The following is a 21,815-nucleotide window of genomic DNA, read 5'->3' as shown; positions in this document are numbered from 1 at the left end:
ATGTCGGGCTTGCCTGCGGCGCGGTTTGCGCCAAACTGCCACGGATCAGGAGGTTTGGCGATGGATGGATTTCAGGATATTCTCCCCCGCGCGCTCAGGTTTCTCGACGATCTCTCCGCGCACAACGATCGCGAGTGGTTCAATGCCAACAAGTCGCGGTATGAAGCCGACATCAAACGCCCGGCGACCCTCCTTCTGGACGAAATCAAAGCGCGGCTGAAACGGGAGCTTAAGCAGGACACGCGACCGAAGCTTTACCGCATCCACCGGGATGTCCGCTTTTCGAAGGACAAGACGCCCTACAACACGCATGTCCACATGCAATGGTCGATCGGTGACGTGCCGGTCTCGTACCTGTTCGGGGCATCGCGCGCGTATTGCCAGATGGGTGTCGGGGCGATGATGTTCCCGAAAGACGCGCTTACGCGGTGGCGCGAGAATATCGCCGAAGGTCATCCGGTCGCGGCGAATGTTCGAAAATTGAAAGCAGGAGGATGGGTAAGCGACGAACCCGCACTCAAACGCGTGCCGTCGCCCTACGCACAAGATCACCCGGATGCCGACCTCCTGCGTCGCAAGGGCCTCGTCATGTGGAAGCACCTCGACAGACAGGAGCAAGACCGCTTGCCCGACGCGCTCATGTCGGGGTTTCAGACCGCCGACGCGTTCAGGGACACGTTGGTTTCGGCCCTGTCTTAGCCCCTTGGCCGACCACCCAGCCTGACCAGCAGCGCCTTTGTCGCAAGGCCCGTCGACGGCATTCCGTTCGCAGTTTCGAACGCCCGGATCGCCGCCTCGGATTTCGCACCAATGACACCATCCGCACCATCCGTGTCATACCCCTTCGAGGTCAGACGCTGTTGAATGTCCTTTCGATCCTCGAGCGTCAGACCCTGCGGATCAGGCCCGAAATTGCCACGGATCGGGCCGCCACCAGCGATACGATCGCCCAGATGACCCACACCGATGGCATAGGACGTCGCATTGTTGTAGCGCTTGATGACGTTGAAATTGTTAAAGACCATGAATGCCGGTCCGCCCCCGCCCGCTGGCTCGATCACCTGCGATGCGCCGTAATTCCCCACCGTTCCGCCGGACATGTCGCGCACGCCCATCGCGGTCCAGTCGCTGACGTTTCGGGTGTTCGAAAAACCCGCGCGTGACCGGTCGAACCCGGCCGGAATCTTGACCTCGACACCCCAGGGCTGGCCTGTTTTCCAACCGAAGGATTTCAGGTAATTCGCAGCCGAAGCCAAGGCGTCTGTCGGATCGTCCGACCAGATGTCGCGCCGCCCGTCTCCGGTGAAATCCACGGCATAGGCAAGGTAGGATGTGGGCATGAACTGCGTATGCCCCATCGCGCCGGCCCAGGAGCCGCGCATGTTCTCGGGCGTCGTGTCGCCCGATTGCAGGATCTTCAATACCGCAAAGAGCTGCTTTTCAAAGAACGCGCCGCGCCGTCCGTCGTAGGACAAGGTCGCCATTGCGCTTACGATCGGTTCCGAACCACGCCGCGCACCATAGCTCGACTCCATGCCCCAGATCGCCGCGACGATTTTTCCTTCGACGCCGTATTTCGCCTCAATCGACCGCAAGGTGCTGCCGTACTGGTTGTACTTCGCACGCCCGTTGCGCACCCGCTCATCGCTCGCGGCAATCGCAAGGTAATCTTCCAGCGTCCGGGTAAATTCGGTCTGCTTACGGTCCTTCGCGATCACATCTGGCATGTAGCCCGCGCCTTGGAACACGCGGTCGAGAAAGGTGCGGGTATACCCCTGGCCTTCTGCGCGGTTCTTGAAGCTCGCCACCCATCCGTCGAAGCCGGAATTCGATGTCATGCGCGACGCGGGCCGCGCCGGTGCCGGGTCGGACGGACCCGCAATGGCCGCGCCGCCGGGACTGCGCCCGCAGGCGCTTAGAATCGTCGCCGCACCAATGCCTGCTATCGCCGCACGGCGGCTTATGTCTTTGGACTGTCTCATGCCTGCTGCCCCTGATTTGGGTTTGCTTTTGCGGCACAATAACCTGCCCACCCCCAACCTGCCAAGCTGTCGCACGCATGCCCTGTGTCTAGGCAAGCGACCGCCGCGACAGGAATGAGGCCGCGCCTCCTCTGCGCGGCCTCTCCTGCCGGAAGCAGCCTTCCGGCCTCTCGGGTTCGCCTAGCTTCTCCGATGATCGGGATGCAGGCTCGCTCCGAGTATGTGATCGGCCCCGTGAATGACCTGACTCGCATGGCCCACGATCAACGGGTCAGGCGCACAGGCGATATGACGGTCCTTGTCCGGGTAGTCGAGCGTCCACAGGAAATGCCGCATCGCTTCAAGCCGCGCACGTTTCTTGTCGTTGGATTTCACGATCGTCCAAGGGGCGTCCGCCGTGTCGGTGTAGAAGAACATCGCCTCCTTGGCCTCGGTGTAATCCGACCACTTCGACAACGACGCCTTGTCGACCGGAGACAATTTCCAGCGTTTCAGCGGGTCGGTCTCGCGTGCCTTGAACCGGCTGGCCTGTTCTTCCTGGGTCACGGAATACCAGTATTTGTAGAGCCGGATGCCGGACCGGACGAGCATACGTTCCAACTCCGGAACTTGCCGCATGAACTCGAGGTATTCGTTGGGCGTGCAGAACCCCATGACCCGCTCGACGCCTGCGCGGTTGTACCAGGAGCGGTCGTAGAACACCATTTCACCGGCGGTCGGCAGATGCTCCACGTAGCGTTGGAAGAACCACTGACCCTTTTCCTCTTCGGTCGGCTTGTTCAGCGCCACGACACGCGCGAGGCGCGGATTCAGATGCTCCATGAACCGCTTGATTGTGCCGCCCTTGCCGGCCGCATCCCGGCCTTCGAACAGAAGCACGAATTTCTGCCCGGTCTCACCGGCCCATTTCTGAACCTTGAGCAATTCAGCCTGAAGCTGGGCTTTCTGCGTCTCGTAGTCCTTGCGCGCGAGTTTGCCCTCGTAGGGGTATTCGCCGTTCTCGAAGGTCTGGCGGATGAGGTCAGACGTCACGGTCGGAAAGGAATGCACCTCGGTCTCCGCGGCCACCGAAGTCGGTGTTTCGGCCGCTGTCGTGGTGGCTTTCTTCTGCGTCGCGGTCATGCTTTTTCCGTCCATGCGTTTCTCCCTTTGCGCTGCGATGATCATAGCGCCGTTGGCTCCAAAGCGCCTTGATACGCATCAAGGTTGCCAGCAAGTCACAGGGTCACTAGCTTCACCCCATGATTGCCTGATCGCTCGCAACTCACCGCCCCTCGGGGCCTTTCAGACCGCCCAATCAGGGCGTGCGCACGCGTGACTCTGGCGTGGTCGCGCATATCAGGACAAACCAGATGATCGGATACATAACCCTCGGGTCGAACGACCCGAAAACACATGCGGCGTTCTACGATGCCGTGCTCGGCGCTTTGGGTGCTGTGCGTTCCCATAGCACCCCAAAGCTGGCCGCGTGGAGTTTCGGGCCGAAACGCCCGCAGGTGATGCTCACCCGACCGTTCGACGCCGGACGGGCGACAGCCGGTAACGGCACTATGCTCGCCCTCATGGCCAGGAACCGCGAGACCGTCGACGAAGTGCATGCACTCGCCCTTTCCCTGGGCGCATCGGACGAGGGTGCACCCGGCCCTCGCGGGTCGGGCTTCTATGCCGGCTATTTCCGCGATCCGGCGGGCAACAAGCTCAACGTCTTCGTTTTGGAGTGACAAACGAAAACCCCCGCCGACAGGATCGGCGGGGGCGACACTTCGCGCTTCAGGGTATCAGACCGGGTTGTCGACCCGCACCGTGGCGACCACCCGTCCCCGCACCGCCTCAGACCACTTCAACTGCACGAGGTTGTTCTCGGTCCCCGCATTGACCAGCGCATAGGGCATATCGAACACGGCGTTATTGCCACTGTTCTCGATCTTGCCTTCCGCGACGACCGACGTGACTTGCCGCGCATTTCCGCCGAAGGGCAGATATTGAGATGGGTCCAGCGTCCACGTCGCCGCATTCGTCGCCTGATCGAACTTCAGGCTCACGGGGCTGATCGTGCGTTGGCCTACGGCGTTGAAGTTGTTCTGTTCGAAGGTAATGTTGCGGAAACTCCATTTGGCAGGACCGGCAAAGGTCGTGTCCCACTCCTCGACCCGGTCGATCCCGCCACCGCCGTTGAAGCTGTTCTCGTTCACCTGAAAACCGGACAGGAAATGCCCGGTGCCGTAAGGCTTGATACGGATGAAACGGAAGCTTGCGATGGCGTTCGAGCAATAAAAGATGTTTCCGGTGATGGTCAGCCCGCCGAAGCTGTATTCCGACGCGAAGTCGGGCTTGGCGTCGTGCTCGTTCGTCCACTCGATCGCGCAATTGTCGATGTAGTTGCCGGTCACGAAAGACATGCAGGGTTCGTAAGAGAACACGATCCCTGCCAGACGCGGTGCGTTCGTCTCGTCATCGCCCTGAAAGAAATGGTTGCCGACCAGCGTGTGGCCGGTGCCGTTCAGGATGCCGCACAGCCCCATGCGTTGGAACCGGTTGTCGCGGATCTTGGAATCATTGGCATTGACGTTGAAGCCCACGGAAACGCGGTCGGTCGCGGGGATGCTTTGCTCTGCCGAGATGAATTGGCACCGGTCGAGATGAAGATCCTGACACGCCCGTCCGGCCGACGTGATTCCCTTGTCCTTGGGCTTGATGAAAAAGCAGTCCTTGAAGTTGAAATTTTCGCCCGTCTTGGCCAGCAGGATGCCGTTCGTATACCCGTTCATCTGAAACTCGACATCCGAGAACGTCAGTCGTCGCAGTTTCTCGAACCCCATGAAATCGAGCATGTATTTGTAGCGGGTGAAGGTGTAGCTCTGCGTCGTGTTGGCGCCGTAGAGCCCTTGCGTGATCGTCACGGTCTGGGCCGCGACGTTCACCTCCTGCACATATACCTCTCGCCCCACGCCATTGCCGGTGATCTGCGATCCCGGCTGGATCTGGGCGGCGTTGGCGACATTGGTGAGGATGCCGGGATTGTTCGGGTCGTAAGTCGCCTGGCTCGTGACCACCTCCGGGTCCCATTTGGCCGTGTTCTGAGCGTAGAACACACCGTTGCGGATCACCCGGCGGATCAGAAACGTGTCGGCATCGTTGAGCGCGGCCTGCATATCGATCGGCTCGTCCAGGTTTAAGACCCGACCACCAAGGTCGAAGCTGTCATGGTCCGAGAAGTTCAGGAGCGCCTGGAAGCCTTTCTTGAAACCCAGAACCTCATCCCCGAAAGCATCTGCATAGGTGGGCAGGTCGAAATTGCGCACCAGAGCCAGCCGCGCGGCATCCGGCATCGTCACGACACCCTCGAAGCGCACCTTGTTGGAGATCGTGAGGCTCGACGCCAGAAGATAAGTCCCCTCGGGCACGATCACGGTCCGTCCTGCGGCGGCGGCGTCGGCTGCGGCAAATGCGGGGCGATCATCGGTGATACCATCTCCGACCGCCCCGAAGTCCCGCACGTCGACCACGTCGAACATCTCGCGCAGGAAGGCCCAGGTGACGTCTTCGATCATGATGTCATCCACACGCACGATCCCGCCGGAACTGCCGATCAGGTCCAGCCCGAAATGGCCGTAGACCGGCCCCGCCCCCCAGATCATATCGACGCCGTCGCGGTTTCCCGTGCCGACGATCGCCGAGACCTCGACAACCTTGCCGTAGGTATCGAGTGTCACTGTCGACCCGACCTCGACCAGCCCGGGAACATGGTTGTCGCTTCCATCCATTGCAAAGGCTGCAATCCGTACATCGGGGAAAATCCCGCTCATCGCCTTCACCCGCGCGGTGATGCGAAGGTAGGTGCCGGGCAGGATCGGGGTTTCGCCCGTCCAGCGCAGCTTCTGCGTGGCCTGTGTCTTGAGCAGTTCCAGGCACCCACCGAAATCCTGGTCCGAAGGCACATAGGCTGCATTCGCCGCCCCGTCGTATGTCGCCGACCCGGCCGTGCCGTTCTCGCTCGACCAGACGTCCAGCCCATCGACGAATTGCGGAGGCATGAGATCCACGCCTTCGGTGATCGAGATATTCATGAGTTACCCTTTCGGTGATCCGCGAAACGGGCGGCGGGCACGCGCATGCGACCACGACGCGGCTCTCGCCCGGAGATGGGCAAAAGGGATAGTCAGGGGATGTTAATCGGCGCTGAGGCGACCGTTCGGTGCTTGCAACCTACGGATTCAAGGCCCAGCGGAACGCCCGCCTCAATTCGGCGGTGCCGTTCGTCTCATACCAACGCCCATGCGCCAGGATCACGCGATCGGGCGCCCATGCGATCATGCGTTCCAGATCCTCACGAAGCAGGTCTCGGTGCTTGCGAAAGGTAAAGCGCATATCGCGCGGCATGGCCCCGTCCGGGTCGAGGTTGCCTACAAGCGGTAGGATGACGCGCATCCACCAAGGGATGTTGGCCTTCTCGAAGTTTTCGATCAGATCGGTCAGGATCAGTGTCCGGCTCGTGCGATGATAAAACACCGCCTCGCGATGTACGTTTGACCCACGAACGATCATCTGGTCGATTTCGCCCACCCATAGGTCGGGAGGCTCTTGCCCAAGATCCTCGTCGAACCGCCCCGGCAATCCATTCCTGGCAGCCCGACGCGCCACACCCGGCGCAGCCCAGGCCAGAGCCTCGGGAAAGCGGGCCTGCCACTCGTGGACGTAGGCGTAATGTATCCAATTCGGTGCAATGAGATGTGTCACGGGACCAAGAGCGGCGGCCGCGTCGGCGAGCTGGTCATTAAGCTTTGTCGGAGAATGGATCCAGAGCGCGCCGTCCGAAAGCCGGACAATCGTTGCCCGCGTCGAAAACGGCATCCCGTAGAAACGGATCGCCGGGCCGTCGACGATCCAGATATCCTCGCCCACCGGCTTCGGCGTATCGAGGGGTTCGTATCCGGTGGTCATGCCGCCACCACACGCCGAATTTCTTCCGAGGTCAACGCCTCAGACGCCGACCCCAATGCTCTCGATGAATTCCACCGCGTCGATCAGCCAACCATCCGGGGTTTCGACCATTTTGTAATCCAGCACATGATACTGACCCGCAGCGTCGCGCACCTGTACGCGTTGCCATGGCACGCCATCCTCGTCACGCAACTCGAGGAACTTAGTCTCGGTCGGCGCCCAGACCATCGGATAGCCGTTCCGAACCATCGCTCCGAAGTTCTCGGGCGTGCGGAACAGCATCTGGATGGTTGGCGACGCATAGGTCCAGGCCGTGTTGACGTCCTCGTCCAGAAACGCGTCGAACTGATCGGAAATCACGCCCTGAATGGCGGTTTCAGCGCCCTCTTGGGCGGTTGCCTGCAAGGGCAGGAACAGCGCCACAGAGAACGCGGTAGCACGTAGAAATGATCTCATATCGTGTCTCCCTGTCTGATGAAGCTACGCAATGGACCAAGAAATGGTTTCATGCCCGGTCGTTTTCTGTGGTTTTCGGGAACTCACATCGCTCGGCGCGGGTTCTCCTCAAGCAGACGTGACCGACGGCGACGAATTGTCCAATCGCCCCCTGCGGACCGGGGCTTAAGTTATATATCAGGTTACACTTTTAGTTCCGGCTGCCGAGAGAGGGGACGCATATGTGGGAAAACGTCGACGCCGTGCTGCTGGCACGCATCCAGTTCGCCTTCACCGTATCGTTCCATTTTCTGTTTCCCGCCTTCACCATCGGCCTGGCCTCTTTTCTTGCCGTGCTGAACGCGCTGTGGCTCTGGACGAAACAGGAGCATTACCTCGACCTCTTCCGATATTGGGTCAAGATCTTCGCACTCGCCTTCGCGATGGGCGTCGTGTCCGGGATCGTCATGTCGTATCAGTTCGGCACCAATTGGTCCGTATTTTCCGACAAAGCCGGCCCGGTGATCGGCGCGCCGATGGCGTATGAGGTGCTGTCGGCCTTCTTCCTCGAAGCGGGCTTCCTCGGAATCATGCTGTTCGGGCGCGAACGGGTCGGACCGGGCCTGCACATGGCCGCGACGCTGATGGTCGCCGTCGGCACGTTCATTTCCGCGTTCTGGATCCTCTCGGTCAACTCGTGGATGCACACGCCCGCAGGCTTCATGGTGGACCCGGAAACCGGGCAATTCCTTCCCACCGACTTCTGGAAAGTGATCTTCAACCCGTCCTTCCCCTACCGGCTCGCTCACACGGTCACCGCCGCCTACCTTACGACCGCGTTCATCGTCGGTGGCGTCGGCGCGTTCCACCTCCTGCGCCGCCGCAAGGAAGGTGCCGAACCGAGCAAGGCCACGCGCACGATGTTCTCAATGGCGATGTGGATGGCGGCCATCGTCGCCCCGATCCAGATCTTTCTGGGCGACCAGCACGGCCTCAATACGCTTGAATATCAGCCTGCCAAGGTCATGGCGATGGAAGGCCACTACGAAAGCCACCCGGACGGCGCACCGCTTTACCTCTTCGGCATCCCGAACGATGAGGAACAAAGGCTGGATTACGCCATCGGCATCCCGAAACTGTCGTCCCTGATCCTGAAACACGGCTGGAACGAGCCGCTCGACGGGCTCGATACCATCCCCGACGGCGACCAACCGCCGGTCGGTATCGTGTTCTGGTCTTTCCGTGTCATGGTGGCACTCGGCTTCGCGATGATGGGTCTCGGCCTCTGGTCGCTCTGGGCGCGCTATCGGGGCCGGCTGTTCTACTGGCCGTGGCTGCATCGCGCTGCCGTCGCGATGGGGCCCTCCGGGCTGATCGCCGTGCTTGCCGGCTGGATCACCACCGAAGTCGGGCGTCAGCCGTTCACCGTCTATGGCCTCCTGCGCACCGCAGATAGCGCCGCGCCGCTCGATGCGCCCGCCGTCGGGGCCAGCCTGATCGCCTTCATCGTGGTCTATTTCGCCGTCTTTGGCGCGGGCACGTTTTACATACTGCGCCTGATGTCGCGCCCGCCGGTTCCGCACGAGCCGCCCCTGAAAGCGGAGGCGACCGGCCCGACCCGTGCGGCCGGGATCACAACGGTTCGCAGGGAGTAGGAGACCAACATGCCCATCGTCAGCGACATCTCTTTCGACCTTACGACCATCTGGGCGGGCATCATCGCCCTCGCCGTTCTGATCTACGTGGTGCTCGACGGGTTCGACCTCGGCCTCGGCATCCTGTTCGCGACCGAGCGAAAAAAGGAAAACCGCGACATCATGATGAATTCGGTCGCCCCAGTCTGGGACGGCAACGAAACCTGGTTGGTGCTGGGCGGCGGCGGCCTCCTCGCCGCCTTCCCGCTTGCCTACGGCGTGATCCTGTCCGCGCTCTACATACCGATCATCGTGATGCTCTTGGCGCTGATCCTGCGCGGGGTTTCCTTCGAATTCCGTTGGAAGGCCGATACGGGCCGCTGGATCTGGGATGCGGCCTTCATCGGTGGCTCCACCCTCGCCGCCTTCGCCCAGGGCGTGACCTTAGGCGGGCTCTTGCAAGGCATCTCGGTCGACGAGGCCGCACGGCAATATTCCGGTGGCTGGTGGGACTGGCTCTCACCGTTCTCGATGTTTGTCGGACTTGCCGTGGTTGTGGGCTACGCCCTTCTGGGCGCGACGTGGCTTGTGATGAAGACCACCGGCGACCTTCAGGAGCGGATGCGCACCCGCGCATGGCACCTGGGCATCGCCACAGTGATCTTCATCGGCTCGGTCTCGATCTGGTCCCCGATCCTGCAAGACGGCTATTTCTACCGCTGGTTCGAAGGCTGGCACATTCTCTGGGCCGTGGCCGTCGCAATGATCGTCCTTGGCCTCGCCTGGGCGCTCTTCCGGGCGCTCCATGTTCATCGCCACGACCACTGGCCGTTCTTCGCGTCCTTGGGCCTCTTCGTCGTGACCTTCGCGGGCCTGGGGCTGACCATGTATCCCTACATCATCCCAACCACGGTCACGATCTACGAGGCCGCCGCGCCGCGCCAAAGCCAGATCTTCATGCTGATCGGAGCGGGCTTCCTGATCCCGATCATCCTGGGCTACACCGCCTATGCCTATTACGTGTTCCGAGGCAAGATCGACGTCGACACAGGGTATCACTGATGGCCCGCCCGACCCTTAGACGCCTCGCATGGTTCGCCGCGATTTATCTCGCCAGCGTCGCCGTAATCGGCACGGTCGCATGGGTCATCCGGCTCTGGATCGCCTGACCCCTTTCATCGTGCTTCAAATATGCCGGGGGTGCGGGGGCTGGCCCCCGCTTGATGGTGCGTGCGGGGGCTGGCCCCCGCTTGAAGATGCGTGCGGTGGCTGGCGCCTGCATCCCATGCCGCAAGCCCCGCTTGCGGCGAACAATCAGCCCACCAGTTCGCCCGCCAACGCTTTGTCGATAAGCGCCACGGTCTCATTCACGCCGTAAAGCGCGATGAACGAGCCGAAGCGTGGGCCTTGGTCCGCGCCCAGAAGCACCTGATAAAGCGCCTTGAACCAATCGCGCATCGGGTCGAACCGCTCACGACCACAGGCGAAGACTTCGCTTTGCAACGCCTCGCCCGTCTTCTCCCCCTCGTAACCTGCCAGCCGGTCGCGCAGATCGGTCAGCGCCTCGCGCTCGAGCTCGGTGGGAAGGCGATATTCCTTCGTGGGCGCGACGAAATCCTCGTAATACTTCACGGCGAACCCGGCGGCGGCGTCCAGATCCGGGTGCGTCTCGGGCGAGGCCTCGGGCGCATAGTTCCGGATGAAGCCCCAAAGCACCGACTTGTCATGCGCCGACGCGACCGACGCGAGGTTCAGAAGCATCGAGTAGTTCACCACCATCTTCGACTCCGGCACATCACCGTTGTGGATGTGGTGCACCGGGTTGGCGAGCTTCTGGGCCAGTTCCTGCCCCGGATAAGCCGCGAGTTGCTGGTGGTATTCGTCCATCGCCCGCGGGATCACGTCGAAATGCATCCGCTTGGCCGTCTTGGGCTTTTGGTACATGAAATATGCAAGGCTTTCGGTCGAGGCATAGGTCAGCCATTCGTCGATGGTCAGCCCGTTGCCTTTCGACTTCGAAATCTTCTCACCCTTGTCGTCGAGGAACAGCTCATAGACGAAATGCTCCGGCGGGCGCGTGCCCAGTTTGCGGCAGATCCCGTCGTAGATCGGCGTGTTGGACGAGTGGTCCTTGCCATACATCTCGAAATCCACGCCGAGCGCGGCCCAGCGCGCACCGAAGTCGGGCTTCCACTGGAGCTTCACATTGCCGCCCGTGACGGGCAGTGTCCATTCGCGGCCGTCTTCGTCGTCGAAAGTGATCGTGCCGTCCTTGGCATTGACCTCCTTCATGGGGACGTAGAGCACACGGCCCGTTTCCGGGTGGATGGGCAGGAAGATGGAATAGGTCTGCTGCCGTTCCTCACGCAGGGACTTGAGCATGATTTCCATCAGGTCGTCATATTTCTCGGCGGCCCGCAGGAGCACCTCGTCGAACTGGCCCGACTTGTAGAACTCGGTCGCGGAATAGAATTCATACTCGAACCCAAACGTGTCGAGGAACCGGCGCAACATGGCGTTGTTGTGGTGTCCGAAGCTTTCGTATTCGCCGAACGGGTCCGGCACGCTGGTCAGCGGCTTCTGGATGTTCTCGTGCAGAAGCTCCTGCTGCGGCACGTTTTCCGGCACCTTGCGCATCCCGTCCAAATCGTCGGAAAAACAGATCAGCCGCGTGGGAATATCGCTGATCGTCTCGAATGCGCGCCGGATCATGGTGGTGCGCATGACCTCGCCGAACGTCCCGATATGCGGAAGGCCAGACGGCCCGTACCCCGTCTCGAACAGAACGTAGCCCTTCTCCGGTGCGCCTTTTTCGTAGCGTTTCAAGAGTCTGCGCGCCTCTTCAAAAGGCCAGGCTTTCGATTGCATCGCGAGGTCGCGCATCTCGGACATGATATTTTCCATTCACAGGGCTTGTGCAGCAGGTAGATCGCCTACCTATTGAAGCGGACGGGTGCGGTCAATATTCTGCACTGCAACACGATCACAAAGGAACCGCCAGTGCCTGACCTACCCCATTCCTTCACGCCCGAAGACAGCCTGATCGCTGTCATGATGGCCGTATCGCTCTCGGACGGGCGCGTTGAGACCGCCGAATTGCTCAGGATCGAAGAGATCGTGAACCACCTTCCGGTCTTCGCCACCTACGATCAGGACCGCATCAAAGGCGTGTCCAACTCGGTCTTCGACCTCATGAGCGAAGAAGACGGGCTGGACGCGCTGTTCGGCCTCGTCCGCGAAAACCTTCCCGAACACCTTTGGGAAACCGCCTATGCCATGGCCTGCGATGTCGCGGCGGCAGACGCCACGCTGCGGGACGCGGAACTGCGCATCCTCGAAGAAATCCGCTACGAGCTCAACATCGACCGCCTTCATGCCGCCGCCATCGAACGCGGTGCGCGGGCGCGGCACATGACGCTCTGATCCCCAAAACACACTTCGCACGGACCGAAAGGACCCCCATGCTCGACCAATTCGACATCACCAAACGCTGGCCCGCCGAAAACCCGGCAGCGATTCAGCTCTATTCCATGCCCACGCCCAACGGGGTGAAAGTCTCGGCCATGCTCGAGGAAACCGGGCTGGAATACGAACCCCACCTCGTCCACATCCTGAAAGACGACCAGTTCACGCCCGAGTTCCTGTCGCTCAACCCGAACAACAAGATCCCCGCGATCCTTGACCCCGACGGTCCGGGTGGAAAGCCCATGGGTTTGTTCGAGACCGGCGCGATCCTCATTTACCTGGCCGAGAAGACCGGGCATTTCCTGTCCGAAGACCCGGCAGAACGTTATGAAACGATCCAGTGGGTGATGTGGCAAATGGGTGGCGTCGGCCCGATGTTCGGTCAATTCGGCTTCTTTTACGCTTTCGGAGGAAAAGACTTCGAAGACAAGCGCCCGATGGAGCGTTACCTCAACGAATCCAAGCGTTTGCTTGGCGTTCTTGAGAAACGCCTCGAAGGGAGCGACTACATCATGGGCGATGACTACACCATAGCGGACATCGCGACATGGCCTTGGGTGCGCGCGCTTTCGACCGGATACAAGGCCGATGATATTATGGGTCTGCCGGACTATCCCAACGTGATGCGTTGGCGGGCCGCATGCATGGCGCGCCCTGCCTCCGAGGTTGCGGTTAAGACGCCGTCGATGGAGTGACCGCTGCGCGGCTCAAGCACCGTAGACGGCGACCCAACGATTGATGAGCTGGTGTTGAAGCCAGCGCGACCGCCCGCCCCAGGCCTTCGCGCCTGCGGGTCGCTCGCGATCCGCCCGCGCAATCGCATTGCGCCGGGCGACATCGCCGGTAAAGATCGTGAACGCAAGCACATTCCCGTCCGGTGCGGTGACATAGCCTGCGAGGCTCGAAACGAAGTTGAGCGTGCCTGTCTTCGCCTCGATCTTATGTGTGGCGTTGGGATTGGACTTGCCGTCTCCATCCTGCACAGCGACCGTTTTCATGTGGCTATGAAGCGGACCGCCGGGCCCCATTTTGACGAGCATTGCCACCATGTCTTCGGCGGAAATACGGCTCTTGTCGGACAGGCCGGAGTGATCCTTGAAGTTCGCACTCTTCGCGCCCAAACCCGCTTTCATCCAGGCGTTCATGGCCTGCGCTGACGACGACAGGCTTGCCGCATTCTGCCCTCTCGCCCGCGTCGCGCTCATCCCGATGACCTCGGCCGTGAGATTGGTCGACCACCTGAGCATGGATCGCGTGATCGCCGACAATGTCCCGGAATTGTGCTGAACGATTGCCGTGCCTCGCGGTTTGCCCTGCAGGGCTTGCGGCGAGGGAAGCGTGATCCCGTGCACGCGCGCTAGCGCCTGAAACACCTCTCCCGCATAAAGGTCTGGGCGGCGCACCGGCAGCCAGCGTGACCCGCCATTCCCCAGCGCACCCTGTGCAACCGTCCATTCGTCGACGCCACCCGAACCGGATTTGTAGGTATAGGTCGGCAGTTCCCGGTTCACGACCTGCATTTGCGCCATCTTCACCGCTGGCCGATAGCGGTCGGACCGCCCATCCATGGCGACCGAGTATCCGTCGCCAGACCGGGTCCACTGGAAATGCACGCGGTTGTAGTTGAGGTTCATGCCGCCGATCGCCGGATTGTATCCCACGTGGTCTGGCTGTTCGGAATCGATCGCGTTCACATATGGCAATGCACTGGCATACACTTGGAATCGCCCGGTGATGCCCGTAATCCCTTTGCCCTTGAGCTGCTGCGCCATACCTGCGAGCGCATCGGTATCGAGCGTCGGATCGCCTGTTCCGAGCAGGATCAGGTCTCCCTGCACTTTCCCACCCGAAACCGGACCTGTTACCATGATCTGGGTCGGAAAACGGTGCTCCATACCCAGGCTGTCGAAACCGTAAAGCGCCGTTACCGCTTTCGCAGTGCTGGCGGGCGGCATGGCGAGACCTGGATTTCTGGCTTCGAGCACAAGGCCGGTCTTGGCGTCCGAGACGACAAACCCGACCTCACCGCCCAACTTGGCTTTGGCTATCAGCGCGTCAATGCCCGGCGCTGTGCGCACCGGGGCTGCCGACGGCGAAAGCCTCGGCGCCGCGACGGACGCACGAGGTGGCGGGCGCAGGGAACGCAGCGGGGCTTCCGCGAATGCGGAGCCGGCCAATGCCGACATGGCACCGCCCAAGAATACACGCCTCGTTACTCCCCCGGTCATAGCGAGAGTAAACCTTGGGTCTCGGCTACTGACAAGGCCGTTTTCAGAAACAATCGAGGACGTGATCGTTCCGTGCGGACCCGGCCCAAGCCGTTAGTCGGTCCACTCGCCGCGCGCACGGATCGCGCTCGAGGAATGCGGGCGCATCGGGATGTTGATGAGGCCCCAGGCCGGCGGTGCCATGCGCAAGATCCGCTCGGCCTCGCGTCCCGGCACGCGCCAATCGCGATAGATCCGGGCCGCCGGCGACGTGCGCGCCGCCACTCGCTCGCCCGGACGCGCGATCACCGCGACGGGCAGCGCCTCCATGATCCAGCGCCACCGCTCCCAACGGTGAAAATCGGCGAGATTGTCGGCCCCCATGATCCAAACGAAATTCACGTCGCGATAAAGATGAAAAAGCATCCCAAGCGTCTCGGCGGTGAACCGCGTTCCAAGGCGGGCTTCGATCCCGGTCACTGTCACGCGCGGATGCTGCATGATCTCGCGCGCATGGGCGAGCCGTGTCTCGAGCGGCTTGGGCCCGTGGGTTTTCAACGGGTTTCCCGGTGTGACCAGCCACCAGACGGCATCCAGGCCGAGCCGCTTCAACGCTTCACGAGTGATATGCACATGACCTTCATGGGCCGGATCGAACGATCCTCCCAGCAATCCCACGGTCGACCCCGGAGCTGCATATGGCAAATCGTGGCGCATCGCGCCTGATTGGCCAAGAAAGTCATATGCTGTCAATCGGTTTCGCGGCCTTGACCTGTGCATGATTATCAGACCATTGTCAGATGAATTTTCTGACCCGAGTCCGAGACATGAATAAAATCGACATCACCCGCATCCGTCGCTTCCACCGCACTGTCACGCGGGAGGCAGGCGTGCTCGACCAGAGTTTCCTCGGTCGCGGTCGCCCGCTCGGGTTAGCCCGTGTGCTGAACGCGATCGGCCGTGGGATCACCGAAGTCGCCGCGATTCGCGACTACCTCGGCCTCGACAGCGGTTTGATGAGCCGCCTCCTGCGCGGCCTCGAAGATGAGGGCCTCGTCTCCACGACACCCGCACCCGACGACGCAAGGCGTCGCATCGCCAGCCTGACGGACGCAGGCCAGGCCGAATTCGACGCCTACGAGGATCTGTCGAACACGCGCGCGCACAGGCTGCTCCAAAACCACCCGAATGCGCAGGCACTCCTGGACGCGATGGACCTGATCGCCTCGGCCCTCGGCCAACATGCCGTGACCTTTGAAGAGGTCGACACGCGCGATTCCCGCGCAATCTGGTGCCTCACCCAGTATTTCGACGAACTCGCCCGGCGGTTCGAGACTGGTTTCGAGGTTCACCTGTCGAAAGACCCCGAAGCGACCAGCATGATCCGACCACAAGGCGCTTTCTTCATCGCCCTCTCCGATGGCCTTCCGGTCGGGTGCTGCGGGCTGAAAGGTCATGGTGACTGGGGCGAAGTCAAACGCCTCTGGGTCGCGCCCTCGGCCCGCGGTCTCAAACTCGCGACCCGGTTCATGGACCGCATCGAAGCCACGGCCCACGACCTCGGCCAAAGCGTTCTTCGTCTCGACACCAACTCGCAACTCCCCGAAGCCGTCGCCATGTACCGACGACTCGGCTGGACCGAAATCGACCGGTTCAACGACGACCCATATCCGGACGTATTCTTCGAAAAGCGGCTCTAGCGTCGCAAGCGAAACCGCCCGAAAGCGCATGCTTCCGGGCGGCCCCTTACATCAGCGTTCTCCCCACCACGTCCGGCGGCAGGCGGCTTGCCTTCGCTGCGGGCGGCAGGCCCACGTCGCGGTGCAGGTAGTCCGGCACCGCTTGCCGCAGCGTCCGGGGGCGCGAACGCTGCTTGCTGTCGCGCCCCGGCAGGATCGCGAAGACGATACGGCCCAGCCGAAGCACACGCTTCGGAATCGGTCTCAGGGTTGTGTTGACGGTATAGACCATCGAAGTTGCCTTTCTTTGCAGACAGGCCACCCGTGTTCACGAACCTATTGAATAGACACAAAAAAGGCCGCTCACGCGGGCGGCCCATCGGTCATGTCACCATGTCACGCGGCCGCGCTCAGGGGGTCTTGCCCCAAAGTTGATATGCTCGGCAGAAATGCGACATAGGTGATCTCCTTTCCCCACGGGGCTCATCCCCGCGGATACCCTGTGATAGCCCGCCCGCGCCGATCCGCCAAACGAAAGTTGCGCGGCGACGATGAATTTACGTGATGTGGCCCATCTGCATCCGCGAAGGCGCTGTTGCCCCTGCCCGTCCCGACGACTATCTAGGCCCAAACCCAGATCAACGAGGACCTCATGGCTTCCTACCAATACGTGTATCACATGGACGGCGTGTCCAAGACTTATCCCGGCGGCAAGAAGTGCTTCGAGAACATCCGCCTCTCCTTCCTCCCCGGCGTCAAGATCGGTGTCGTCGGCGTGAACGGCGCGGGTAAATCGACGCTCATGCGGATCATGGCGGGTCAGGACACGGAATTCACCGGAGAAGCCTGGGCCGCCGAAGGTGCCAAGGTCGGCTACCTGAGCCAGGAGCCGGAGCTGGACGACGACCTGACCGTGCGGGAAAACGTGATGAAGGGCGTGGCGGGCAAACAGGCGATCCTGGAGCGCTACAACGAACTCGCCATGAATTACTCGGACGAAACCGCAGACGAAATGGCCCAGCTTCAGGACCAGATCGACAGCGAGAACCTGTGGGATCTCGACGCACAGGTGGACGTGTCGATGGAAGCGTTGCGCTGCCCGCCGGACGACGCGAATGTCGCCACGCTTTCGGGCGGGGAACGCCGACGCGTGGCGCTGTGCAAACTGCTTCTCGAAGCGCCCGACATGCTGCTCCTCGACGAGCCGACCAACCATCTCGACGCCGAGACGATCGCGTGGCTCCAGCAGCACCTGATTGACTACAAAGGCACGATCCTGATCGTCACCCACGACCGTTATTTCCTAGACGACATCACCGGCTGGATTCTGGAACTCGACCGGGGCCGCGGCATTCCCTACGAGGGGAACTATTCCGCGTGGCTCGAGCAGAAAGCCAAGCGGCTGGCGCAGGAAGCGCGCGAGGACAAGTCGCGCCAGAAGACCTTGCAACGCGAACTGGAATGGATGCGGCAGGGCGCAAAGGCCCGCCAGTCCAAGCAAAAGGCCCGGATCGAACGCTACAACGAGCTTGCCGGCCAATCCGAGCGCGAGAAGATCTCGAACGCCCAGATCGTCATCCCGCGCGGCCCGCGGCTCGGCTCCAAGGTCATCGAGGTCGAAGGACTGCGCAAGGCGATGGGCGACAAGCTCCTGATCGAAGACCTCAGCTTCTCGCTCCCCCCCGGCGGCATCGTCGGCGTGATCGGCCCGAACGGCGCTGGTAAATCCACGCTGTTCCGGATGCTGACCGGACAGGAACAGCCCGACGCGGGCAGTATCGAATTCGGCGACACGGTGGACCTCGCCTATGTCGACCAGAGCCGCGACGCGCTCTCGCCCGACAAGACCGTGTGGGAGGAGATTTCCGGCGGGGCCGAAGTGATCGACCTTGGCGACGCCCAGATGAACTCCCGCGCCTATTGCGGGGCGTTCAACTTCAAAGGCGGCGACCAGCAGAAGAAGGTCGGCCTGCTCTCGGGCGGCGAACGCAACCGGGTTCACATGGCGAAGCTCCTGAAATCCGGCGGCAACGTCATCCTGCTCGACGAACCGACCAACGACCTCGACGTGGAAACGCTGCGCGCCTTGGAAGACGCGCTGGTCGACTTTGCCGGCTGCGCCGTAGTGATCTCCCACGATCGCTTCTTCCTCGACCGCATCTGCACGCATATCCTCGCCTTCGAAGGCGAGGCGCATGTGGAATGGTTCGAGGGCAACTTCGAGGATTACGGAGAGGACAAGAAGCGGCGGCTTGGACCCGATGCGCTCGAGCCGAAGCGGTTAAAGTACAAGAAGTTCTCGCGGTGATCAACGTAGGATGGGTGCTCGCACCCATCCCCCCGCCCACCTCTGAAATGATACGACGAATACGGCCAATCCTCGGCGCGTTCGACAAACCCGTGTTTCGCAGGGTTCTGCCAGCAATAGGCCACATGCGCCGCGAAATCCGCTTCTCCTCTGATCGTATGCTCCCAGAACCGGCGCTGCCAGATACCGCGTTCCGCTTTCGCCACCTTCGAGCGGCTCCGTGGGGCGACAAGGCCGGTTTCCCTCACGAAACGTGACTTGATCAACCTCCAACGCGTTGAATAGTCGCTGTCACCGACCGGTAAGGTCCATACTGCATGAAGGTGATCCGGCATGACGACGATCGCGTCGATTCGAACCGGGCGTTCCCGCAATGTTACTGCGAAAGCACGACGCAGCGCGTCGATGTGGTCTGTCAGATGCGTCGCGCCCCGAAGCGCGAGGTTGACGGTGAAAAAATAGCTGCCTCCCGGCACGCGCATCCTGCGATAATTGGTCATGCGCGGAATGTGCCAGAGGTTGGTTAGCGAAGAATGGATGGTTCATGTAGGATGGGTGCGAGCACCCATCCTACCGCAACACCTCGTCCGCTTTCTCGTAATGCTCCTCGTCCATCTTCCCTTGCAGCGACTTCAGCGCAGCCCAGAAGACGAGCGCATCGTCGGTGAACCCGAAGCCGACGAGAAAGTCGGGGATGAGGTCGGTCGGAATGACGAAATAGGCCAGCGGTGCGAGGACGGCGGCGCGTGTCACGGCGGGCACTTTGGGGTCCAGCATCGCGAAATAGGCGGCGACGGCATCACGGGCGAAGGGCACATGGCGCGCCACGCCCTTGATCTTCTTCAGAAAACCGCCACGAACCAACCGCTCTTGCGCGTCTTGGTCCATGCCGCCGAGGTATGATGCGTATTTCCGGTCCATTGAACTAAGATAGGGCCGCGCCGCCCCTTTGCAACTCGGAACGTCAGTCGAGCAGACCTTCGATATAGGCCGAAAGCAGCCGTCCGAAGGTGGCAATGTCATCGTCCGACCAGTCCGCGAAGATCTTGAGGTTGTCCTGCCACTTGAGGTTCCAGACCTGCGAGAACGTCTCGCGCCCCTTGTCGGTCAGTTCCAGCACCGATTTGCGCCCGTCCTCCTGGCTCGCGCCGCGCATGACGAAGCCCTTGGAGATCAGCGCCGCGCAAATCCGGCTCGCCCGCGACGGGTCGATCGCCATATCCTCGGCCACGAGCCCCACCGTCGGAGGTTCCGGCGCATCCCGCCCGACCCCTCTCGCGATCCGCATGACTGCCATAAGCCCTTGGAATTGCGCGATTTCAAGGTCCAGACCCGCACGCGAAAGGAATTCGCGCGTGATCTCGCCCTTCAGCACGGCCCGGTGCCAGCGAAACATCGCTGCGTCGATGCCTTGCAGCGCCACTTTGGTCGGCTCAGGCAGGTCGGCCGCATCGAGGACCGGCGAGCGTGGGGGGATATTCTGCGTCATGGCCTGCATATTGCGTGCGCATCTGCACAGGTCAAGTATCTGCTATCCACATTTATGTGCTATTGACACATAAATGCCTCCGGCCATATCAATCCGGACGCAAACAGGATTCCGTAAGATGGCCATGACCGACACCCAACCCGCCCCCGCTGCCCTCGAACCCGCCCGCATCCGGACGATCATCCTGTCGATCGGGGCGCTTCTGTTCCTCGCGGCCCTCGACCAGACCATCGTCTCGACCGCGCTACCGACCATCGTCGCGGACCTCGGCGGGTTGGAGCATCTGTCCTGGGTCGTCACCGCCTACATCCTCGCCTCCACAATCGCCGCGCCGCTCTACGGCAAGCTGGGCGACCTCTACGGGCGGCGAAACACGGTCTTTGTCTCGGTCGGGCTGTTTCTGCTCGGCTCGGCACTCGCGGGGGCTGCCACCTCCATGACATGGCTCATTGCATCGCGCGCATTGCAGGGTCTCGGCGGCGGCGGGCTTTTCGTGCTGGCGCTCTCGGTGATCGGTGACGTGATCCCGCCCAAGGATCGCGGCAAGACACAAGGCATCTTCGCGGCCACCTTCAGTATCTCGTCGGTCATCGGCCCGCTCATCGGCGGCTGGTTCGTCGAGGCATTCACATGGCACTGGATCTTCTACATCAACGTCCCAATCGGGATCGCCGCAGTTGTCGGGTTCGCAACAGCGTTCGAGCCGACCGGTCGGCGCACCAGACACGTCATCGACTGGTGGGGCGCTGCGGCCCTGTCCCTCACGTTGGCCTCGGTCACGCTCGCCACGTCCCTTGGCGGCGCCACCTTCGCATGGGACTCGGTGCAGATCCTCGGCCTCGCCGCTCTCGCCATCGTCGGCGCCGTCGCGTTCTTCATGATCGAACAACGTGCCGAAGAACCTATCCTTCCGCTCCGCCTGTTCCGTATCAACGTCTTCTGGGTGACTTCGGCGATGTCCATGGTAACGGGGGCCGCCATGTTCGGCGGCATCACCTTCCTGCCGATCTACCTCCAACTCTCACAGGGCGCGTCCCCGACGGTGTCGGGCCTGATGCTCATCCCGATGACGGCGGGCATCCTCGTCTCGTCCATCCTGTCGGGCCGGTTCATGTCCCGCACGGGTAAGTACAAGATGCTGCCGGTCTTCGGCATGGGGATGCTGGCGCTCGGGTTCCTGCTTCTGACCGGCTTGCAGCCTGACACCTCCACCGCCGAATTCGCCGCCCGCCTGGTCGTCGTCGGTCTCGGCCTCGGCGCGATCTTCCCGGTGCTCACGACGTCGGTGCAGAACGCTGTGGATCGCACAGAGCTTGGCACCGCCACCGCCGCGGGCCTCATGTTCCGACAGGTAGGCGGCTCGGTAGCAGTGGCAGCCTTCGGCGCCCTTTTCGCCGCACGCATGGCGAGCCAGGTCTCGGGTGCAGGTGAAGCATTCGCCGGTGGGGCCGGGCTGGAACTGGGGCCGCAATCGCTCGCAGGACTGCCTGAAAACGTCCGCGCCCTGATCGGAGACGCCGTGGCCACTTCGATCCACCCGATCTTCCTGATCGCCGCCGGGCTTGCGATGATCGGCTTTTTCCTGTCGCTCGTCCTTCAGGAAATCCACCTCGCCAACCGGATGGTGCCGAAGGGCGAATGACCGGCGCGGCGCGGCCGGATTCCACCGCTTGCG

At 61.9% G+C, this 21,815-nt stretch carries 22 protein-coding genes; 10 read left to right on the top strand and 12 right to left on the bottom strand.

What is annotated here, in order from left to right; translation table 11 throughout:
• The first annotated feature begins 60 nt into the window (after positions 1–60).
• Positions 61–699 (top strand): TIGR02453 family protein, encoded by a 639-nt coding sequence (locus KJP28_RS04695; RefSeq protein ID WP_218391054.1) that lies wholly within the window; start codon positions 61–63, stop codon positions 697–699.
• On the opposite strand, the gene KJP28_RS04690 is transcribed toward KJP28_RS04695, so the two are convergent.
• Together KJP28_RS04690 and ppk2 are read right to left on the bottom strand one after the other, a co-directional pair.
• Entirely contained in the window at positions 696–1,982 is a 1,287-nt protein-coding gene (locus tag KJP28_RS04690; protein WP_218391053.1) for a lytic murein transglycosylase, read from the bottom strand. The genes KJP28_RS04695 and KJP28_RS04690 overlap by 4 nt on opposite strands.
• Positions 1,983–2,162: 180 nt before the next feature.
• The gene (gene ppk2, locus KJP28_RS04685) at positions 2,163–3,119 is read right to left on the bottom strand and encodes a polyphosphate kinase 2 (protein ID WP_255552175.1); all 957 of its coding nucleotides are present in this window, start codon (positions 3,117–3,119) and stop codon (positions 2,163–2,165) included.
• Positions 3,120–3,334: 215 nt separating this feature from the next.
• Here ppk2 and KJP28_RS04680 point away from each other — a divergent pair, with 215 nt between their 5' ends.
• On the top strand, positions 3,335–3,703 hold the full coding sequence (locus tag KJP28_RS04680; RefSeq protein ID WP_218391052.1) for a VOC family protein: 369 nt from the start codon (positions 3,335–3,337) through the stop codon (positions 3,701–3,703).
• Between the two features lie 57 nt (positions 3,704–3,760).
• On the opposite strand, the gene KJP28_RS04675 is transcribed toward KJP28_RS04680, so the two are convergent.
• The 3 genes from KJP28_RS04675 to KJP28_RS04665 all read right to left on the bottom strand — a co-directional run bounded on the left by KJP28_RS04675 (position 3,761) and on the right by KJP28_RS04665 (position 7,379).
• Positions 3,761–6,049, bottom strand: coding sequence for a glycoside hydrolase family 55 protein (locus KJP28_RS04675; RefSeq protein WP_218391051.1), 2,289 nt, complete (start codon positions 6,047–6,049; stop codon positions 3,761–3,763).
• A gap of 139 nt (positions 6,050–6,188) precedes the next feature.
• On the bottom strand, positions 6,189–6,923 hold the full coding sequence (locus KJP28_RS04670) for a DUF4336 domain-containing protein (RefSeq protein WP_218391050.1): 735 nt from the start codon (positions 6,921–6,923) through the stop codon (positions 6,189–6,191).
• Between the two features lie 39 nt (positions 6,924–6,962).
• The gene (locus tag KJP28_RS04665; protein WP_218391049.1) at positions 6,963–7,379 is read right to left on the bottom strand and encodes a DUF4864 domain-containing protein; all 417 of its coding nucleotides are present in this window, start codon (positions 7,377–7,379) and stop codon (positions 6,963–6,965) included.
• A 221-nt stretch (positions 7,380–7,600) separates the two neighbouring features.
• Between KJP28_RS04665 and KJP28_RS04660 the strand changes: the two genes are divergently transcribed.
• The 3 genes from KJP28_RS04660 to KJP28_RS04650 are packed head-to-tail and all read left to right on the top strand — an operon-like array spanning position 7,601 to position 10,161.
• On the top strand, positions 7,601–9,013 hold the full coding sequence (locus KJP28_RS04660; RefSeq protein WP_218391048.1) for a cytochrome ubiquinol oxidase subunit I: 1,413 nt from the start codon (positions 7,601–7,603) through the stop codon (positions 9,011–9,013).
• A 9-nt stretch (positions 9,014–9,022) separates the two neighbouring features.
• Positions 9,023–10,054, top strand: coding sequence for a cytochrome d ubiquinol oxidase subunit II (cydB, locus tag KJP28_RS04655; protein WP_255552174.1), 1,032 nt, complete (start codon positions 9,023–9,025; stop codon positions 10,052–10,054).
• Positions 10,054–10,161: a DUF2474 family protein gene (locus KJP28_RS04650; RefSeq protein ID WP_218391047.1), complete on the top strand. Its 108-nt coding sequence runs from the start codon at positions 10,054–10,056 to the stop codon at positions 10,159–10,161. Before cydB ends, KJP28_RS04650 begins: the two co-directional genes overlap by 1 nt.
• A gap of 145 nt (positions 10,162–10,306) precedes the next feature.
• Here KJP28_RS04650 and KJP28_RS04645 read toward each other — a convergent pair whose 3' ends face one another.
• A complete protein-coding gene (locus KJP28_RS04645; protein ID WP_218391046.1) occupies positions 10,307–11,884 on the bottom strand; it encodes a lysine--tRNA ligase in 1,578 nt (525 codons plus the stop codon).
• 108 nt (positions 11,885–11,992) lie between these two features.
• Between KJP28_RS04645 and KJP28_RS04640 the strand changes: the two genes are divergently transcribed.
• A complete protein-coding gene (locus KJP28_RS04640; RefSeq protein WP_218391045.1) occupies positions 11,993–12,415 on the top strand; it encodes a tellurite resistance TerB family protein in 423 nt (140 codons plus the stop codon).
• Between the two features lie 38 nt (positions 12,416–12,453).
• Positions 12,454–13,152 carry a glutathione binding-like protein gene (locus KJP28_RS04635; RefSeq protein ID WP_218391044.1) on the top strand — a complete coding sequence of 233 codons (699 nt, stop codon included), beginning with the start codon at positions 12,454–12,456 and terminating at the stop codon, positions 13,150–13,152.
• A 12-nt stretch (positions 13,153–13,164) separates the two neighbouring features.
• On the opposite strand, the gene dacB is transcribed toward KJP28_RS04635, so the two are convergent.
• Positions 13,165–14,643 (bottom strand): D-alanyl-D-alanine carboxypeptidase/D-alanyl-D-alanine endopeptidase, encoded by a 1,479-nt coding sequence (gene dacB, locus KJP28_RS04630; protein WP_255552173.1) that lies wholly within the window; start codon positions 14,641–14,643, stop codon positions 13,165–13,167.
• 135 nt (positions 14,644–14,778) lie between these two features.
• Positions 14,779–15,381, bottom strand: a complete 603-nt coding sequence (locus KJP28_RS04625; protein WP_218391696.1) for a nicotinate-nucleotide adenylyltransferase — start codon at positions 15,379–15,381, stop codon at positions 14,779–14,781.
• Between the two features lie 110 nt (positions 15,382–15,491).
• Here KJP28_RS04625 and KJP28_RS04620 point away from each other — a divergent pair, with 110 nt between their 5' ends.
• The gene (locus tag KJP28_RS04620; protein WP_218391042.1) at positions 15,492–16,364 is read left to right on the top strand and encodes a bifunctional helix-turn-helix transcriptional regulator/GNAT family N-acetyltransferase; all 873 of its coding nucleotides are present in this window, start codon (positions 15,492–15,494) and stop codon (positions 16,362–16,364) included.
• A gap of 46 nt (positions 16,365–16,410) precedes the next feature.
• Here the strand turns inward: KJP28_RS04620 and KJP28_RS04615 are convergent, their stop codons facing one another.
• Positions 16,411–16,635: a hypothetical protein gene (locus KJP28_RS04615; protein WP_218391041.1), complete on the bottom strand. Its 225-nt coding sequence runs from the start codon at positions 16,633–16,635 to the stop codon at positions 16,411–16,413.
• Between the two features lie 360 nt (positions 16,636–16,995).
• On the opposite strand from KJP28_RS04615, the gene ettA reads away from it, so the two are divergent.
• Positions 16,996–18,651 carry an energy-dependent translational throttle protein EttA gene (gene ettA / locus KJP28_RS04610; protein ID WP_218391040.1) on the top strand — a complete coding sequence of 552 codons (1,656 nt, stop codon included), beginning with the start codon at positions 16,996–16,998 and terminating at the stop codon, positions 18,649–18,651.
• Here the strand turns inward: ettA and KJP28_RS20115 are convergent.
• The 3 genes from KJP28_RS20115 to KJP28_RS04600 form a co-directional block, all read right to left on the bottom strand.
• Positions 18,570–19,133, bottom strand: coding sequence for an REP-associated tyrosine transposase (locus tag KJP28_RS20115; RefSeq protein WP_418887916.1), 564 nt, complete (start codon positions 19,131–19,133; stop codon positions 18,570–18,572). The genes ettA and KJP28_RS20115 overlap by 82 nt on opposite strands.
• Positions 19,134–19,221: 88 nt before the next feature.
• The gene (locus KJP28_RS04605; protein ID WP_218391039.1) at positions 19,222–19,572 is read right to left on the bottom strand and encodes a YkvA family protein; all 351 of its coding nucleotides are present in this window, start codon (positions 19,570–19,572) and stop codon (positions 19,222–19,224) included.
• 43 nt (positions 19,573–19,615) lie between these two features.
• Positions 19,616–20,140: a MarR family winged helix-turn-helix transcriptional regulator gene (locus tag KJP28_RS04600; RefSeq protein ID WP_218391038.1), complete on the bottom strand. Its 525-nt coding sequence runs from the start codon at positions 20,138–20,140 to the stop codon at positions 19,616–19,618.
• A 118-nt stretch (positions 20,141–20,258) separates the two neighbouring features.
• On the opposite strand from KJP28_RS04600, the gene KJP28_RS04595 reads away from it, so the two are divergent.
• Positions 20,259–21,782 carry an MDR family MFS transporter gene (locus tag KJP28_RS04595; RefSeq protein WP_255552172.1) on the top strand — a complete coding sequence of 508 codons (1,524 nt, stop codon included), beginning with the start codon at positions 20,259–20,261 and terminating at the stop codon, positions 21,780–21,782.
• The last annotated feature ends 33 nt before the right edge of the window (positions 21,783–21,815 follow it).

The organism is Maritimibacter dapengensis (assembly GCF_019218265.1).
Lineage (GTDB): Bacteria > Pseudomonadota > Alphaproteobacteria > Rhodobacterales > Rhodobacteraceae > Maritimibacter > Maritimibacter dapengensis.
Note: the sequence above shows the minus strand (reverse complement) of the source record. Positions and strands in the feature narration are given on the sequence as shown.

Coding starts and splice junctions, on each gene's coding strand:
- KJP28_RS04695 (WP_218391054.1), top strand. CDS start 61: ATGGATGGATTTCAGGATATTCTCCCCCGCGCGCTCAGGTTTCTCGAC.
- KJP28_RS04690 (WP_218391053.1), bottom strand. CDS start 1,982: ATGAGACAGTCCAAAGACATAAGCCGCCGTGCGGCGATAGCAGGCATT.
- ppk2 (WP_255552175.1), bottom strand. CDS start 3,119: ATGGACGGAAAAAGCATGACCGCGACGCAGAAGAAAGCCACCACGACA.
- KJP28_RS04680 (WP_218391052.1), top strand. CDS start 3,335: ATGATCGGATACATAACCCTCGGGTCGAACGACCCGAAAACACATGCG.
- KJP28_RS04675 (WP_218391051.1), bottom strand. CDS start 6,049: ATGAATATCTCGATCACCGAAGGCGTGGATCTCATGCCTCCGCAATTC.
- KJP28_RS04670 (WP_218391050.1), bottom strand. CDS start 6,923: ATGACCACCGGATACGAACCCCTCGATACGCCGAAGCCGGTGGGCGAG.
- KJP28_RS04665 (WP_218391049.1), bottom strand. CDS start 7,379: ATGAGATCATTTCTACGTGCTACCGCGTTCTCTGTGGCGCTGTTCCTG.
- KJP28_RS04660 (WP_218391048.1), top strand. CDS start 7,601: ATGTGGGAAAACGTCGACGCCGTGCTGCTGGCACGCATCCAGTTCGCC.
- cydB (WP_255552174.1), top strand. CDS start 9,023: ATGCCCATCGTCAGCGACATCTCTTTCGACCTTACGACCATCTGGGCG.
- KJP28_RS04650 (WP_218391047.1), top strand. CDS start 10,054: ATGGCCCGCCCGACCCTTAGACGCCTCGCATGGTTCGCCGCGATTTAT.
- KJP28_RS04645 (WP_218391046.1), bottom strand. CDS start 11,884: ATGTCCGAGATGCGCGACCTCGCGATGCAATCGAAAGCCTGGCCTTTT.
- KJP28_RS04635 (WP_218391044.1), top strand. CDS start 12,454: ATGCTCGACCAATTCGACATCACCAAACGCTGGCCCGCCGAAAACCCG.
- dacB (WP_255552173.1), bottom strand. CDS start 14,643: ATGTCGGCATTGGCCGGCTCCGCATTCGCGGAAGCCCCGCTGCGTTCC.
- KJP28_RS04625 (WP_218391696.1), bottom strand. CDS start 15,381: ATGCGCCACGATTTGCCATATGCAGCTCCGGGGTCGACCGTGGGATTG.
- KJP28_RS04620 (WP_218391042.1), top strand. CDS start 15,492: ATGAATAAAATCGACATCACCCGCATCCGTCGCTTCCACCGCACTGTC.
- KJP28_RS04615 (WP_218391041.1), bottom strand. CDS start 16,635: ATGGTCTATACCGTCAACACAACCCTGAGACCGATTCCGAAGCGTGTG.
- ettA (WP_218391040.1), top strand. CDS start 16,996: ATGGCTTCCTACCAATACGTGTATCACATGGACGGCGTGTCCAAGACT.
- KJP28_RS20115 (WP_418887916.1), bottom strand. CDS start 19,133: ATGCGCGTGCCGGGAGGCAGCTATTTTTTCACCGTCAACCTCGCGCTT.
- KJP28_RS04605 (WP_218391039.1), bottom strand. CDS start 19,572: ATGGACCGGAAATACGCATCATACCTCGGCGGCATGGACCAAGACGCG.
- KJP28_RS04600 (WP_218391038.1), bottom strand. CDS start 20,140: ATGACGCAGAATATCCCCCCACGCTCGCCGGTCCTCGATGCGGCCGAC.
- KJP28_RS04595 (WP_255552172.1), top strand. CDS start 20,259: ATGGCCATGACCGACACCCAACCCGCCCCCGCTGCCCTCGAACCCGCC.